Genomic DNA, 13,173 nt, shown 5'->3' on the forward strand with positions numbered 1-13,173 from the left:
GGTCATCCCTTGGATGTTTTAAACGCGAGAGGAATAGCCGCTGCGATCGCTTTTTTCATGACGGTCGGCAGCGCCTGCGCTTCAAGATTTGTAACCGGCTCCCACCATCCGTCATTCGTGCCGACCTTGCCGGCGATCACCGCACGCCAGATCGACAGCCTGAGCTCGAAATGGGTGAAGACGTGGATGACGGTGCCACAGGACTGCCATGCCGCCTCGAAGGGCGCGGCCGCAGCCGAGGTCTCGCCGTCGATGCGCGCCGTCCAGGCTGTCGTCGGCACCTCGGTCATGCCGCCAAGCAGGCCGCTGTCGATGCGCCGCCGCAGCAGGATTTCGCCATCGCCAGTCACCGCGATGAAGGCTGCGCCGTAGCGCACCGGTTTCTCTTTCTTCCCCGCCTTGACCGGAAACAGCTCGGGATCGGAAAGTTTGAGCGCCTCGCAGGCACCCCGGAACGGACAGAGCGAACAGGCCGGCCGCTTCGGCGTGCAGATCGTCGCACCGAGATCCATCATCGCCTGGGCGAAATCGCCGGGGCGTTCTGCCGGCGTCAGCAGCGCCACCTTTTCCTTCATCGCGGGCTTGGCGGCCGGCAGCGGTGTTTCGATGGCATAGAGCCTGGAGATCACCCGCTCGACATTGCCGTCCATGACGGCCGCCTGCCGGTTGAAGGCGATGGCCGCGACGGCTGCGGCCGTATAGTCGCCGATGCCGGGGAGCGACTTCAGGCCCTCCTCGGTGTCGGGAAAGACGCCGCCATGCTCTGTCGCCACCGCCTCGGCGCATTTCTTCAGGTTGCGAGCCCGGGCGTAATAGCCGAGCCCCGCCCAGGCGGCCATGACAGCGTCATTCTCCGCAGCGGCAAGATCGGTCACCTCGGGCCAGCGCTTGAGAAACCGCTCGAAATAGGGTTTGACCGCCTGCACCGTCGTCTGCTGCAGCATCACCTCGGAAAGCCAGACGTGATAGGGATCGGCCTTGACGCCGCGGGCCGCCATGCCGGGCGAGACACGCCAGGGCAGGTCGCGGTGGTGGCGATCGTACCAGTCGAGGAGGGGCTTTGCCGAGGGCGTGTCGAGTGTGGTGATCGTCATGATTTGCCGCGATGGGGGGAAGTGCCTATACTTGGCGAAGCAATGCCGCGCGATCAAGTCGGCCGCGCCGATTGCCTGTGCGATTGGCGGCGGCGCCCAAGGGTTTCGATGAGTTATCCACGCAAAGATGTAAAGCAGATTTCCGAGCTGGCGAACGGGTTGATCGATCCCGTCCTGGCGCGGCGCGCCGGCATCAACACGGCGCTGCTCGGCTCGTGGAGCGAAATCGCCGGCGAGGATTTCGCCGATTGCACCCGGCCGGAAAAAATCGCCTGGGCCCGCGGCGGCAACGAGGTCGGCGGCTTCCGCCCCGGCGTGCTCACCATCGCCTGCGAAGGCGCGCGCGCGCTGTTCCTCACCCATGCCCAGGGCGAACTCATCCAGCGCATCAACAGCTTCTTCGGCTTCGCCGCCGTCCACCAGATCCGTATCGTCCAGAAGCCGGTCTCCCAAGCTCCCCGCCGTTCCCGCACCCCGGCGCCGCTGAAAGGCGAAGCCGCCCGCAAGCTCGAAGGCATGATGGAGGGGATCGAGAACGACAAGCTGCGCCAGGCGATCCAGCGCTTAGGGACCGCGGTGATGGGGAAGCGGGGGAATCAACGCTGACGTCCAGGACCGCCGCTAAATGACACCCTTCTTCAAGATGAAGTTGCCATAGGGCCGTATCTCCCCTGTCTGAACCACGGCAAAGCAGGCTTCAGCCAGCGGATAGTAGGCGAAGCGCTCGATGGGCCTGCTCGTGATGCTTCGCTTTTCCGCCATCGAGCAGAGCAATTCCACATCCGCATGAACCGGTAGCATGATGCCGGTCTGATCCGGATCCTCCATATGCATGAGCGGCTGTTCGACGAAATGATCGAGCGGCATGACCGCCAGGATCGCCGCTATGGCGTCTGGCGCGCTGGCCGCGTTCATCGATATGAGCCTGCCGCTGACGGTCTTTTTCGACACGCGGCACGCCGAGAAATTCTTGTCGACAAGCAGGTTTGTCATGGTCTCGAGGACATGCCGGAAGGGGGAGAGCCGCGCGAGGATTTTGCCCCGGGCGTGCGAATTCTGGTTTTCGAGCGGCGTCTGGCGATCGCTTACCGGATCGTGAAGGATCGGGTGCAGGTGTTGAGACTGTTTTATGCCGGCCGAAATACGCCTTCGGCCTTCCGTGAAAACTGAGAACCGCCGATTTCGGACGCAACGTGCGCTTTTGGTCCCATCACGGTCACAATTCTTTGAAGGAAGTTGGTGATCCGTGGCTTGTGAGCGGCCGCAAGCCGTTATATCGCACAATCACGCCGTCAATCTCATTAGTTATGGGGAATCCATGCAGATGTCCGAAATGCAACTGACGAAACGCCGCCTGCTCAGCGGTATCGCCATCGCCGCAGCTGCCGTCGCGCTTGTCGCCTGCAACGACAGCAAGGACGCTGCCGATGCTTCGTCCTCCGGCAAGACCATGGCCGACGGCACCAATGTCGACACCATGCAGACGGCGGCCACAGCGGCGACCGACATGCCGGAGTCTGACGGCGATGTCGATATGGCCGAGGTGCTGAAGCCCGGCGCGCTGCCGGAGATGGCGCTGGGCAAGGCCGACGCCCCGGTCAAGATCGTCGAATATATGTCGATGACCTGCCCGCATTGCGCCCACTTCCACAACACCACCTTCGACACGATCAAGCAGAAGTACGTCGACAGCGGCAAGGTGCAGTTCATCATCCGCGAATTCCCCTTCGACCCGCGCGCCGCCGCAGCCTTCATGCTCGCCCGCTGCAGCTCTTCCAATCCCGAACAGTTGAGCACGCCGGAACAGTATTTCCCGATGGTTTCGATGCTGTTCAAGCAGCAGCAGATCTGGGCCGCCGCCGATGACGGCCGCGCCGCACTGCTGCAGATGTCGAAGCTTGCCGGATTTACTGAGGATAGCTTCACGAAATGCTTGACGAACCAGAAGCTTCTGGATGAAGTGAACGCCACGCGGGAAAGAGGTTCCAAGGATTTCGGCGTCAACGCCACCCCGACTTTCCTCATCAATGGCAAGCGCTACTCTGGAGACATGCCGGTTGACACCATGTCGAAGCTCATCGACAGCCTGCTCTGAACCGGATCGTTTCGATAGAACGGGCGACGGCGAAAGCCGTGCGCCCGTTTTTTTGTGGCTGCGTGACAAGCCCGCCCGGCACGCCGGAGCTTCTGCATGAAGTTCAACAAGCTGCGCCTGGTCGGCTTCAAATCCTTCGTCGAGCCGACGGAATTCATCATCGAAAGGGGGCTGACCGGCGTCGTCGGGCCGAATGGCTGCGGCAAGTCGAACCTCGTCGAAGCGCTGCGCTGGGTGATGGGCGAGAATTCCTACAAGAACATGCGCGCATCCGGCATGGACGACGTGATCTTTTCGGGTTCCGGCAACCGCCCGGCGCGCAACACCGCCGAAGTGGCGCTCTATCTCGACAATGGCGAGCGCACCGCACCGGCCGCCTTCAACGACAGCGACGAGATCCAGGTCACCCGCCGCATCGAGCGTGAGCAGGGCTCGCTCTATCGCATCAACGGCAAGGAAAGCCGCGCCAAGGACGTGCAGCTGCTGTTTGCCGACGCCTCCACCGGCGCGCGTTCGCCCTCGATGGTCGGGCAGGGGCGCATCGGCGAGCTGATCCAGGCCAAGCCGCAGGCCCGCCGCCAGCTGCTGGAAGAGGCGGCCGGCATATCGGGCCTGCATTCCCGCCGCCACGAGGCCGAACTGCGGCTGCGCGCCGCCGAAGGCAATCTCGAGCGTCTCGACGACGTCACCTCGCAGCTCGAAAGCCAGATAGAGAGCCTGAAGCGCCAGGCCCGCCAGGCCAACCGCTTCAAGACGCTGTCTGCCGACATCCGCGCCCGCGAGGCGATGCTCTTGCATATCCGCTGGGTGCAGGCCAAGGAAGCCGAAGCCGAGGCCGACAGCGCGCTGAACCAGGCGACATCAGTCGTCGCCGAAAAGGCGCAGCTGCAGATGGAGGCGGCGAAGAACCAGGGCATCGCCAGCCTGAAGCTGCCGGAACTGCGCGAGGGCGAGGCCCGCGGGGCCGCCGCGCTGCAGCGCCTGCAGATTGCCAGAAGCCAGCTCGAGGAAGATGCCGGCCGCATCCTGCGCCGCCGCGATGAGCTGACCCGCCGTCTTGCCCAGCTTGCCGAGGATATTCGCCGCGAGGAGCGGCTGGTGGCCGACAATGCCGTCATCCTGGCCAAGCTCGATGCCGAAGAGGCGGAGATTGCAGAAATCCTCGCCGATTCCGGCCGTTATGCCGAGGAGACCCGCGAGGCATTCGAGGGCGCGGCGGCCAAACTGGCCGATAGCGAGCGCATCTTCACCCAGCTGACGGCCGAGCGCGCGGAAGCCGCTGCCGGCCGCAACCAGCTGGAACGCGCCATCCGCGATCTCACCGACCGGCGGATGCGCCTCGAACGGCAGATGGATGAGGCAAACCAAGAACTCTCCGCCGTCGGCGAGAAGATATCAGGCCTGCCCGATCCGGACGAAAAACGCGCCATCGTCGAGGCCGGCGAAATGGCCGTTGCCGACGCCGAAGCCGCCGTCCAGGTGGTCGAACAGGCGCTGACATCAGCCCGCCAGACCGAGGCGCTGTCGCGCGCCCCGGTCGAGCAGGCCCGCTCGGCGCTGAATGCGCTGGAGACCGAGGCGCGAACCATTTCCCGCATGCTCGCTGCCGGTGCCGCCGCCGGTAAATTTCCGCCGGTTGCCGACGAGCTGAAGGTCGATCGCGGCTTCGAAACCGCGCTCGGCGCTGCGCTTGGCGACGATCTGGAATCGCCGCTTGATGCCGAGGCCCCGGCCCATTGGTCGGTCAATGGCGACGGCGCCGCCGATCCCGCGCTTCCCACCGGCGTAACACCGCTGCTCGACCATGTCCGCGCGCCCGCCGCGCTGACCCGCCGCCTGCGCCAGATCGGCCTGGTCGCGGGAGCGGAAGCGCAGTTGCTGATGGCGGCGCTGAAAACAGGCCAGCGGCTGGTGACGAAAGAGGGCGCCGTCTATCGTTGGGATGGCCATGTCACCGGTGCCGATGCCCCGAGTGCCGCGGCCCTACGCCTTGCCCAGAAGAACCGCCTGGCCGAACTCGAAGGCGAGGCCGCTCTTGCCCGCGACGTGCTTGCCGAAGCCGAGGAGCGGCAGGCGGCGGCAGCTGAGGCGATCCGCGCCGAGGAGCGCCGGCTTGCCGAGGCGCGCGACATGAGCCGCCTGTCGGCGCGCCATCTCGCCGAAGCCCGCGATGCGCTTGCCGCCGCCGAGCGTGCCTCCGGCGATCTCATCCGCCGCCGCGACGTCGTCAGCGAGGCCGCCAGCCAGCTGCGCGCGCAGCTGGAGGAGATCGCCGTCCAGGAGGAAAATGCCCGCATCGAACTGGAGGACGCGCCCGATCTCACCGCGATCGACGAGCGGCTGCGCTTCCAGCAGGCCGAAGTTGCGACCGATCGCGGCGCGCTCGCCGAAAGCCGAGCCCGCCATGAAAGCCTGGCCAGGGAAAACGACGCCCGCCAGCGCCGCATCATGGCGATCGGCCAGGAGCGCGAGACCTGGCGCCAGCGGGCGGCAAGCGGCGAAGATCATGTCGCCACGCTGCGCGAGCGCGAGGAAGAGGCGCGCGAAGAGGCAGCCGAGCTGGAATTGGCGCCTGATGAATTCGACGACAAGCGCCGTGCCCTGCTCAGCGAATTGCAAAAGGCCGAGGAGGCGCGCCGCCAGGCCAGCGATCTGCTGGCTGAGGCAGAACGCATCCAGCGCGAGGCCGACCAAAAGGCGACGACGGCATTGTCGGAACTTGCCGAATGCCGCGAACGCCGCGGCCGCGCCGAGGAGCGCCTGGTCTCTGCCCGCGAGAAGCGGCAGGAAAGCGAAGGCCGCATCCGCGAGGTCCTGAACGTCGCCCCCCACGAGGCGCTGCAACTGACCGGCCGCCCGGCCATGCAGGCGCTTCCCGATCCGCGCGAGGTCGAGCGCGAGCTGGAGCGTCTGAGGATCGAGCGCGAGCGGCTCGGCGCCGTCAACCTGCGCGCCGATGAGGAGCAGAAGGAACTGAGCGAGAAGCTCGAAGCGCTGATCAAGGAGCGCGACGACGTCATCGATGCGATCCGCAAGCTGCGCGGCGCCATCCAGAGCCTCAACCGAGAGGGCCGCGAGCGGCTGATCGCCGCCTTCGACATCGTCAACGCCCAGTTCCAGCGGCTGTTCACCCATCTGTTCGGCGGCGGCACCGCCGAGCTGCAACTGATCGAATCCGACGATCCGCTCGAAGCCGGCCTGGAAATCCTCGCCCGTCCGCCTGGCAAGAAGCCGCAGACCATGACGCTGCTATCGGGCGGCGAACAGGCGCTGACGGCGATGGCGCTGATCTTCGCCGTCTTCCTCACCAATCCGGCGCCGATCTGCGTGCTCGACGAAGTGGATGCGCCGCTCGACGACCACAATGTCGAGCGCTACTGCAATCTGATGGACGAAATGGCGGCCTCCACCGAGACCCGCTTCGTCATCATCACCCACAATCCGATCACCATGGCCCGCATGAACCGCCTCTTCGGCGTCACCATGGCTGAGCAGGGCGTCTCCCAGCTCGTCTCCGTCGACCTGCAGACGGCCGAGCGCCTGCGCGAGATTGCCTGAAGTTTTGTAGGGGAGAGCCTTGCGGTGTCTCTCTGCCTTGGGGAAGAGTGACATTTCTTATTTGCACAGGCCGGCAGTGCTTGCGGGGTGGATCCTCGGGTCAAGCCCTGGGATGACGGAGTGTGGGGCTGACAAGACAATGCTCCGGGCGTCTCCTCTCTTGCCGTCGCGCCCTCCGTCTCCGTCATGCTCGGGCTTGACCGAGCATCCACATCGGCACCGGCTCTGACGCAATTTCAGCAAAGCTCTGGTGCGGTTTTGCGCCCAGAAATTGCGTAAAATCAAATGGCAGGAAATAAACACCAAAAAAGGTCGGCTTCCCAGCCTCCCGTACCCCATTTGGGTGATGCTCTTTTCGCTGACTTGCATTAGAAGTTGTTTCAACGCAACCTAATTACTTTGCTGCAAAGCGAGCGATCAAAGGTTGTGAGTTGTCGAATTTACGTGCGGTTTTCCGGGCGAGGGCAAGAACCGGAAACCGTTGGAGCAATTCCAGGAGAAGCAGCGATCTGTTTTCCCCGGAATTGCGTAAAACGAAGGTCAGAGCGGTTCTCTTTATAAAGAGCTGAACCGTTCCTGGGTTGAGGGACCCCCCGTCCGGTTTTCCTGGCCGGACGGAAACAAGGCTTTGCGGGACTTTGTTGCAGTCCCGCAAAGCTTTTTTTATGCCTTCTCTTATGTCCGGGCGATGTTTCAATCGTTTCGCCTCTGGCCGCAGCCAAGATTTATTGTGCAACGCAACATTTTGCCGCATTTGTCGATTTTCATTTCAACTCCAAGGCATTAAGCTGATAACTCAGACTGATGACACTGCCTGCCTGCTTCTCTTTCGTCACGCTCGGGCTCGTGCCCCGGCATCTGCAACCGATCTACGCAGCAGATCCTCGGCACAAGGCCTGGGATGACGCCGAGAAAAGAGCGAGCTTTGTCAACAAACTGAGGGATTGAGCTGATCCCGGTTTGGTGTTGGGGGGAAGATGACCAAGTGGGTCTATAGGTTCGGCGACGGGCAGGCTGAGGGCCGGGCGCGCGATCACGAGATTCTGGGCGGCAAGGGCGCCAATCTCGCGGAGATGTGCAGCCTCGGGCTGCCGGTGCCGCCGGGGCTGACGATCGTCAGCGACGCCTGCACCACCTATTACAAGAACGGCCGCCGCATCGAGGAGGCCGTGAAGGCTGAAGTCCGCGCCGGCATTGCCGAGATAGAGGCGATCACCGGCCGCCATTTCGGTTCCGTCAGCCAGCCGCTGCTCTTGTCGGTGCGCTCCGGCGCCCGCGTTTCCATGCCGGGCATGATGGACACGGTGCTCAATCTCGGCCTCAACGACGAGACCGTGCAGGCGCTCGGCCACGATGCCGGCGATGCGCGTTTTGCCTGGGACAGCTACCGCCGCTTCATCCAGATGTATGCCGATGTCGTCATGGGTCTCGGCAACGACGCCTTCGAGGAGATCCTGGAAGACGAGAAGGCCAAGCTCGGCCATGAATTCGATACCGAGCTCAGCGCCTCGGAATGGCAGCATATCGTCTCGCTCTACAAGAAGCTGATCGAGGAGGAGCTGGAGCAGGAATTCCCGCAGGATCCCGAAGTCCAGCTCTGGGGTGCGGTCGGCGCGGTCTTTTCCAGCTGGATGAGTGCGCGCGCCGTCACCTACCGCCAGCTCCACAATATTCCGGAAGGATGGGGCACGGCGATCAACATCCAGGCGATGGTCTTCGGCAATCTCGGCAATTCTTCCGCCACCGGCGTCGCCTTCACCCGCAACCCCTCGACCGGCGAGAAGGCGCTTTACGGCGAATTCCTGGTCAATGCCCAGGGCGAGGATGTCGTGGCCGGCATCCGCACGCCGCAAAGCATCACCGAGGAGGGGCGGATTTCCTCCGGCTCCGAAAAGCCCTCGATGGAAAAGCTGATGCCGGAGGCTTTTCGCGAGCTCTGCCGCATCTGCACCGAGCTCGAGATCCATTACCGCGACATGCAGGATATCGAATTCACCATCGAGCGCGGCAGGCTGTGGATGCTGCAGACCCGTTCAGGCAAGCGCTCGACCCGGGCGGCGATGAAGATCGCCGTCGACATGGTCGATGAGGGCGTGATCACCGAGGACGAGGCGGTGCTGCGCATCGAGCCTTCCAGCCTCGACCAGCTGCTGCATCCAACGATCGATCCGCGCGTCACCCGCCAGGTGATCGGCACCGGGCTGCCGGCCTCGCCCGGCGCTGCCACCGGCGCCATCGTCTTCACCGCGGAAGAGGCCGTCGAGGCGGAATCCGAAGGCCGCAAGGTCATCCTGCTCCGAGTCGAAACCAGCCCCGAGGATATTCACGGCATGCATGCCGCCGAAGGCATCCTGACGACGCGCGGCGGCATGACCAGCCATGCGGCGGTGGTTGCCCGCGGCATGGGCATCCCCTGCGTCGTCGGCGCCGGCACCATGCGCATCGATCAACGCAACGAGCGGCTGCTCGGCGTCGGCGTGACGCTGAAGAAGGGCGATATCATCACCATCGACGGCTCGGCCGGCCAGGTGCTGAAGGGTGAGGTGCCGATGACCCAGCCGGAGCTGTCGGGCGATTTCGGCCGCATCATGGGCTGGGCCGACCGCGCCCGGCGCATGACGGTGCGCACCAATGCCGACACGCCGGCCGATGCGCGCGCCGCCCGCTCTTTCGGCGCCGAGGGCATCGGCCTTTGCCGCACCGAGCACATGTTCTTCGAGGGCGAGCGCATCCATGTGATGCGCGAGATGATCCTGGCCGTCGATGAGAAGGGCAGGCGGGTGGCGCTCGACAAGCTCTTGCCGATGCAGCGGCTGGATTTCACCGGCCTCTTCACCGTCATGCACGGCCTGCCGGTGACGATCCGCCTGCTCGATCCGCCGCTGCACGAATTCCTGCCGAAGACCGATGACGAGGTCGCCGAAGTCGCCTTCGCCATGGGCATGGAGGCGACCGTGCTGCGCCAGCGCGTCGATGCGCTGCACGAGTTCAACCCGATGCTCGGCCATCGCGGCTGCCGGCTGGCGATCTCCTATCCCGAAATCGTCGAGATGCAGGCCCGCGCCATCTTCGAGGCGGCGATTGCCGCGGCCCAGGAGACGGGGGCCGCCGTCGTGCCGGAGATCATGGTGCCGCTGGTCGGCCTGCGCTCCGAACTCGATTACGTCAAGGCGTGTATCGACGCGGTGGCCGGCAATGTGATGAGCGAGGCCGGCATGAAGATCGATTATCTCGTCGGCACGATGATCGAGCTGCCGCGCGCGGCCCTTCGCGCCCATGTGATTGCCGAAGCCGCCGAATTCTTCTCCTTCGGCACCAACGACCTGACGCAGACCACCTTCGGCATCTCGCGCGACGACGCCTCGGCCTTCATCCCCACCTATCAGCGCAAGGGCATCATCGAGCACGATCCCTTCATCTCGCTCGATTTCGACGGTGTCGGCGAATTAATCAGCATCGCCGCCGAACGCGGTCGGCGCACCCGCAACGACATGAAGCTCGGCATCTGCGGCGAACATGGCGGCGACCCGGCCTCGATCCGCTTCTGCGAAACGATCGGCCTCGATTATGTCTCCTGCTCGCCCTTCCGCGTGCCGATCGCCAGACTGGCGGCGGCGCAGGCGGTGATCTCAGGCGGTCTGGAAGAGATCCGGCGGGGTCCGAAAGACCTGCGGGGAAGCTTGTAAGACAGTCGGTGGAGCGTAAAAAAAGATAGTGCGGTTCTGCGCTTCCGTTAAAAGCGGAACCGCGGGGCAGGGGCGTCCATGGCACTCAGTGATGATGCCGCCAGTGATCGCGGTAGATATACGGCCCGTTCAGATCCCAGGCCATGCTCTGCATCAGCTCGGCGCTCTGCGCCCGTGATTCGGCCCGCCGGTCGAGTTCGATGCGCTGCAGGCAGGTGGCAAAACCATCCGTGCCGCGCCGGAAGCCGTAGCCGAGGCACCGCTGCTCATCCGCCGCCCGCCGCTCCTCCGGCGTCATCGTCTGGCAGGCGGAGAGCCCGGCGATGATGGTGGCTAGGGCGGTGACGAGAAGGGGATAGCGCATGGGTTTATTCCTTGGAATGCATTTCCCAGAGGAAAGTCCTTTCAGCCGATGCCGTCAAGCCGCCCTTCATCCGCCTGCCGGCACCGACCGGGGTCGAGACGAGTGGCTCGGCTATGTCTACGCCGCCCCGGCCGGATCCCCGATCGGCAGCAGCGCCGGATTGAGCGGCGGATCCTGCGGGTTCTTCGTATCGGCCGGGTCCTGCGCCGGCGTCAGCGGCGGTTTTTGCTGGATGGGGTCGGGAATGCCGGGGGTCGGCGTCGGGCCGCGCGGCGTGTCGGCATTGGGTGTCGGGATCGGGTCTTTGTTGGGCATGAGTGCCTCCTTTTCGAAAAAGGAACGGCATCGTCCGCATATGGTTCCACTTTCGCCACCGGACATTCCTCTGTATGAGGGGACTGGAAAACACTGGAACGAGCATGGCCATTCGCGATCGATTTTCGAAAAAACTGAGCTGCCCGCAATGCGGCAATGAGGGCTTTGCCGAGGCCTCGGAAGTTGATGATCCCAAGCGCAAGCACCCGGATTTCAAGGTCGATCAGCTGCCGCGCGGTTTTGGCGTGCAACGGCCTGCCAATCAGCAGGAAAATTTCGTGATCAAGTGCGAATGCGGGCGCAAGTTTCCCTTCCGCAGCGTTGCGGAAGCCGCGGCCGAGCGTCGCTAAAATGTTGATCTAGAACCTAGATCCGCTCCAGCAATTCGACGAAGGCATCGGCAAAACGCACCAGCGGCGCGGTGTCTTCATCCGGCGCCTGCATGCGGATCTCCGTGCCGTGATCATCGAGTAGCGCCAGCACGACGCGCATCGCCTGGCCGTCGCCTGGAATGCGCAGCACGGCGATGCGGCGGCAATCCTGCACGAGGCCTGCGGCCGGCAGGTCGAACAGCAGTTCGCCGCCGGAGCGTTCGGCTGCCCGGCGCACCGCCTCGCAGAAGCCAGCCTCGCCGCCGGTATAACCTTCGAGCGAAAGTTCGAGCTCGAGCAGCTCCATCGGCAGCGTCGGCTCGGACTGGTGGTCGATCCCGCCAAGCGCAGACGCCTGCGGCCTTGCTGCTATCTCGGGTGAAATCATCCCGTCTCTCCTGTCTCTCTATCGGAGATGAAACCGCGGCAGAATGGCCTTTTTTTGGCATATCAGCAAGGGCTTATGAAGCAGCCCCCGTCTCGTCATGGCCTTCGCCGTGGATTCAAACGCAATGCTTCAGACAATGGTTTCAATTTAGCCGAATCTTGCCCCAGATCCGGATGATTTTAGGCCGGGCCGGCCAAAAATCTGAATCCGGATCTAAATCAAAGAATAGAGCATGATGTCGTCCGAAAACCGCTTCACACTTTTCGGCATCTTGCTCTAAACAGGGGTGAGGCGATTTGCGTGGTCGAACCCGCGGGCGCTGACGAGCAACCGGTAAGTTTGATGGCCATCCGCTTCGACCGTCCCGTTTCCAGCGCCGCCCGCTTTTCGCGGCTGCTCGGGGCGTTTTCCCTGGTGCTGGCGCTGGCGGTGATCATCGCCCACCGCTTCGGCGGTCTGGCCACACCCTATCTGGTGCTGCTGTTGATTGCCGCCGCCGGCGGCGCGCTGCTCGCCGCCATGCTCGCAGCCCTCGGGCTGCGCAGCCTCTGGATGACGGGGGCCGAAGGCGGGCTGGCGGCGCTGGCAGCACTGATCTATGCCGCCTTTCCGCTTGCTATCGGCGCCTTTGCTACCGAGAACTATCTGACGCTGCCTGATATTTACGACGTCTCCACCGATCCGGTCTCCGCACCCGACTGGCTGTCGCCGCCGCACTCCGACCAGATCTGGCTGAAGCGCAATCCGGAGGTGACACCGGAGGATCGCGAAAAGCAGCTCACCGCCTATCCCGAACTGACCGGCCGGCGTTATGAAGGCGCACTCGACCGCGTGCTGGAAGCAGTGCGCAAGGTCGCCAAGATGAGCGGCATCACGATTACCCACAGCAACGGCGACACCGAGCCCGGCCGCGATCCCGAGGACATGCCGGTCAAGCCGCCGCAGCCGAACGACGATGCCGTGGCCGATGCGCCCGATATCATCCCCGTGCCGACGCCGCGCCCCTATGACGACGACGTCGCCAAGCTGATCCGCGGCGCCAACGGCGTGACGCTGCAGGGCACCACCCGCACGCTGATCCTCGGCCTGCGCTTCGATATCCTCATCCGGCTGCGCGAAGAAGCCGAAACCACCTTCGTCGACATCCGCGTCGCCTCCCGCTACGGCCAGCACGACCTCGGCTTCAGCGCCGAAATCGCCGGCGATTATCTGAAGGCGCTGGATGCCGAGCTCTTGGGGATTGCGGGTGGGTGAGCCGCGGTGGCGCAAAGCGCCAGCAATCGATCCAGTGAATCGATTGCA

At 64.1% G+C, this 13,173-nt stretch carries 11 protein-coding genes; 6 read left to right on the top strand and 5 right to left on the bottom strand.

Going from position 1 to position 13,173, the window contains the following annotated elements:
• Nucleotides 1-2: 2 nt before the first annotated feature.
• Nucleotides 3-1,094: an A/G-specific adenine glycosylase gene (gene mutY, locus NE851_RS15250; protein ID WP_254961336.1), complete on the bottom strand. Its 1,092-nt coding sequence runs from the start codon at nt 1,092-1,094 to the stop codon at nt 3-5.
• Nucleotides 1,095-1,202: 108 nt separating this feature from the next.
• Between mutY and NE851_RS15255 the strand changes: the two genes are divergently transcribed.
• Entirely contained in the window at nt 1,203-1,700 is a 498-nt protein-coding gene (locus NE851_RS15255) for a DUF721 domain-containing protein (protein ID WP_254961338.1), read from the top strand.
• A 15-nt stretch (nt 1,701-1,715) separates the two neighbouring features.
• Here NE851_RS15255 and NE851_RS15260 read toward each other — a convergent pair whose 3' ends face one another.
• On the bottom strand, nt 1,716-2,087 hold the full coding sequence (locus NE851_RS15260; RefSeq protein ID WP_254961342.1) for an RbsD/FucU domain-containing protein: 372 nt from the start codon (nt 2,085-2,087) through the stop codon (nt 1,716-1,718).
• Between the two features lie 331 nt (nt 2,088-2,418).
• Here NE851_RS15260 and NE851_RS15265 point away from each other — a divergent pair, with 331 nt between their 5' ends.
• The 3 genes from NE851_RS15265 to ppdK all read left to right on the top strand — a co-directional run bounded on the left by NE851_RS15265 (nt 2,419) and on the right by ppdK (nt 10,433).
• Nucleotides 2,419-3,189 carry a DsbA family protein gene (locus NE851_RS15265; protein WP_373289073.1) on the top strand — a complete coding sequence of 257 codons (771 nt, stop codon included), beginning with the start codon at nt 2,419-2,421 and terminating at the stop codon, nt 3,187-3,189.
• A 96-nt stretch (nt 3,190-3,285) separates the two neighbouring features.
• Nucleotides 3,286-6,747 carry a chromosome segregation protein SMC gene (smc, locus tag NE851_RS15270; RefSeq protein WP_183908660.1) on the top strand — a complete coding sequence of 1,154 codons (3,462 nt, stop codon included), beginning with the start codon at nt 3,286-3,288 and terminating at the stop codon, nt 6,745-6,747.
• A gap of 977 nt (nt 6,748-7,724) precedes the next feature.
• Nucleotides 7,725-10,433 (top strand): pyruvate, phosphate dikinase, encoded by a 2,709-nt coding sequence (gene ppdK, locus NE851_RS15275; protein WP_168333470.1) that lies wholly within the window; start codon nt 7,725-7,727, stop codon nt 10,431-10,433.
• An 85-nt stretch (nt 10,434-10,518) separates the two neighbouring features.
• Here the strand turns inward: ppdK and NE851_RS15280 are convergent, their stop codons facing one another.
• Nucleotides 10,519-10,797, bottom strand: coding sequence for a hypothetical protein (locus NE851_RS15280; protein ID WP_028757165.1), 279 nt, complete (start codon nt 10,795-10,797; stop codon nt 10,519-10,521).
• 117 nt (nt 10,798-10,914) lie between these two features.
• Nucleotides 10,915-11,112, bottom strand: coding sequence for a hypothetical protein (locus NE851_RS15285; RefSeq protein WP_012756389.1), 198 nt, complete (start codon nt 11,110-11,112; stop codon nt 10,915-10,917).
• Between the two features lie 104 nt (nt 11,113-11,216).
• On the opposite strand from NE851_RS15285, the gene NE851_RS15290 reads away from it, so the two are divergent.
• Entirely contained in the window at nt 11,217-11,462 is a 246-nt protein-coding gene (locus tag NE851_RS15290; protein WP_028757164.1) for a hypothetical protein, read from the top strand.
• 16 nt (nt 11,463-11,478) lie between these two features.
• Here NE851_RS15290 and NE851_RS15295 read toward each other — a convergent pair whose 3' ends face one another.
• The gene (locus NE851_RS15295; protein ID WP_028757163.1) at nt 11,479-11,871 is read right to left on the bottom strand and encodes a hypothetical protein; all 393 of its coding nucleotides are present in this window, start codon (nt 11,869-11,871) and stop codon (nt 11,479-11,481) included.
• Nucleotides 11,872-12,213: 342 nt separating this feature from the next.
• On the opposite strand from NE851_RS15295, the gene NE851_RS15300 reads away from it, so the two are divergent.
• Nucleotides 12,214-13,125, top strand: a complete 912-nt coding sequence (locus tag NE851_RS15300) for a DUF1499 domain-containing protein (RefSeq protein WP_168333510.1) — start codon at nt 12,214-12,216, stop codon at nt 13,123-13,125.
• Nucleotides 13,126-13,173 lie beyond the last annotated feature (48 nt).

It is taken from the genome of Rhizobium anhuiense bv. trifolii, assembly GCF_024346605.1.
Lineage (GTDB): Bacteria > Pseudomonadota > Alphaproteobacteria > Rhizobiales > Rhizobiaceae > Rhizobium > Rhizobium anhuiense.

Coding starts and splice junctions, on each gene's coding strand:
- mutY (WP_254961336.1), bottom strand. CDS start 1,094: ATGACGATCACCACACTCGACACGCCCTCGGCAAAGCCCCTCCTCGAC.
- NE851_RS15255 (WP_254961338.1), top strand. CDS start 1,203: ATGAGTTATCCACGCAAAGATGTAAAGCAGATTTCCGAGCTGGCGAAC.
- NE851_RS15260 (WP_254961342.1), bottom strand. CDS start 2,087: ATGACAAACCTGCTTGTCGACAAGAATTTCTCGGCGTGCCGCGTGTCG.
- NE851_RS15265 (WP_373289073.1), top strand. CDS start 2,419: ATGTCCGAAATGCAACTGACGAAACGCCGCCTGCTCAGCGGTATCGCC.
- smc (WP_183908660.1), top strand. CDS start 3,286: ATGAAGTTCAACAAGCTGCGCCTGGTCGGCTTCAAATCCTTCGTCGAG.
- ppdK (WP_168333470.1), top strand. CDS start 7,725: ATGACCAAGTGGGTCTATAGGTTCGGCGACGGGCAGGCTGAGGGCCGG.
- NE851_RS15280 (WP_028757165.1), bottom strand. CDS start 10,797: ATGCGCTATCCCCTTCTCGTCACCGCCCTAGCCACCATCATCGCCGGG.
- NE851_RS15285 (WP_012756389.1), bottom strand. CDS start 11,112: ATGCCCAACAAAGACCCGATCCCGACACCCAATGCCGACACGCCGCGC.
- NE851_RS15290 (WP_028757164.1), top strand. CDS start 11,217: ATGGCCATTCGCGATCGATTTTCGAAAAAACTGAGCTGCCCGCAATGC.
- NE851_RS15295 (WP_028757163.1), bottom strand. CDS start 11,871: ATGATTTCACCCGAGATAGCAGCAAGGCCGCAGGCGTCTGCGCTTGGC.
- NE851_RS15300 (WP_168333510.1), top strand. CDS start 12,214: ATGGCCATCCGCTTCGACCGTCCCGTTTCCAGCGCCGCCCGCTTTTCG.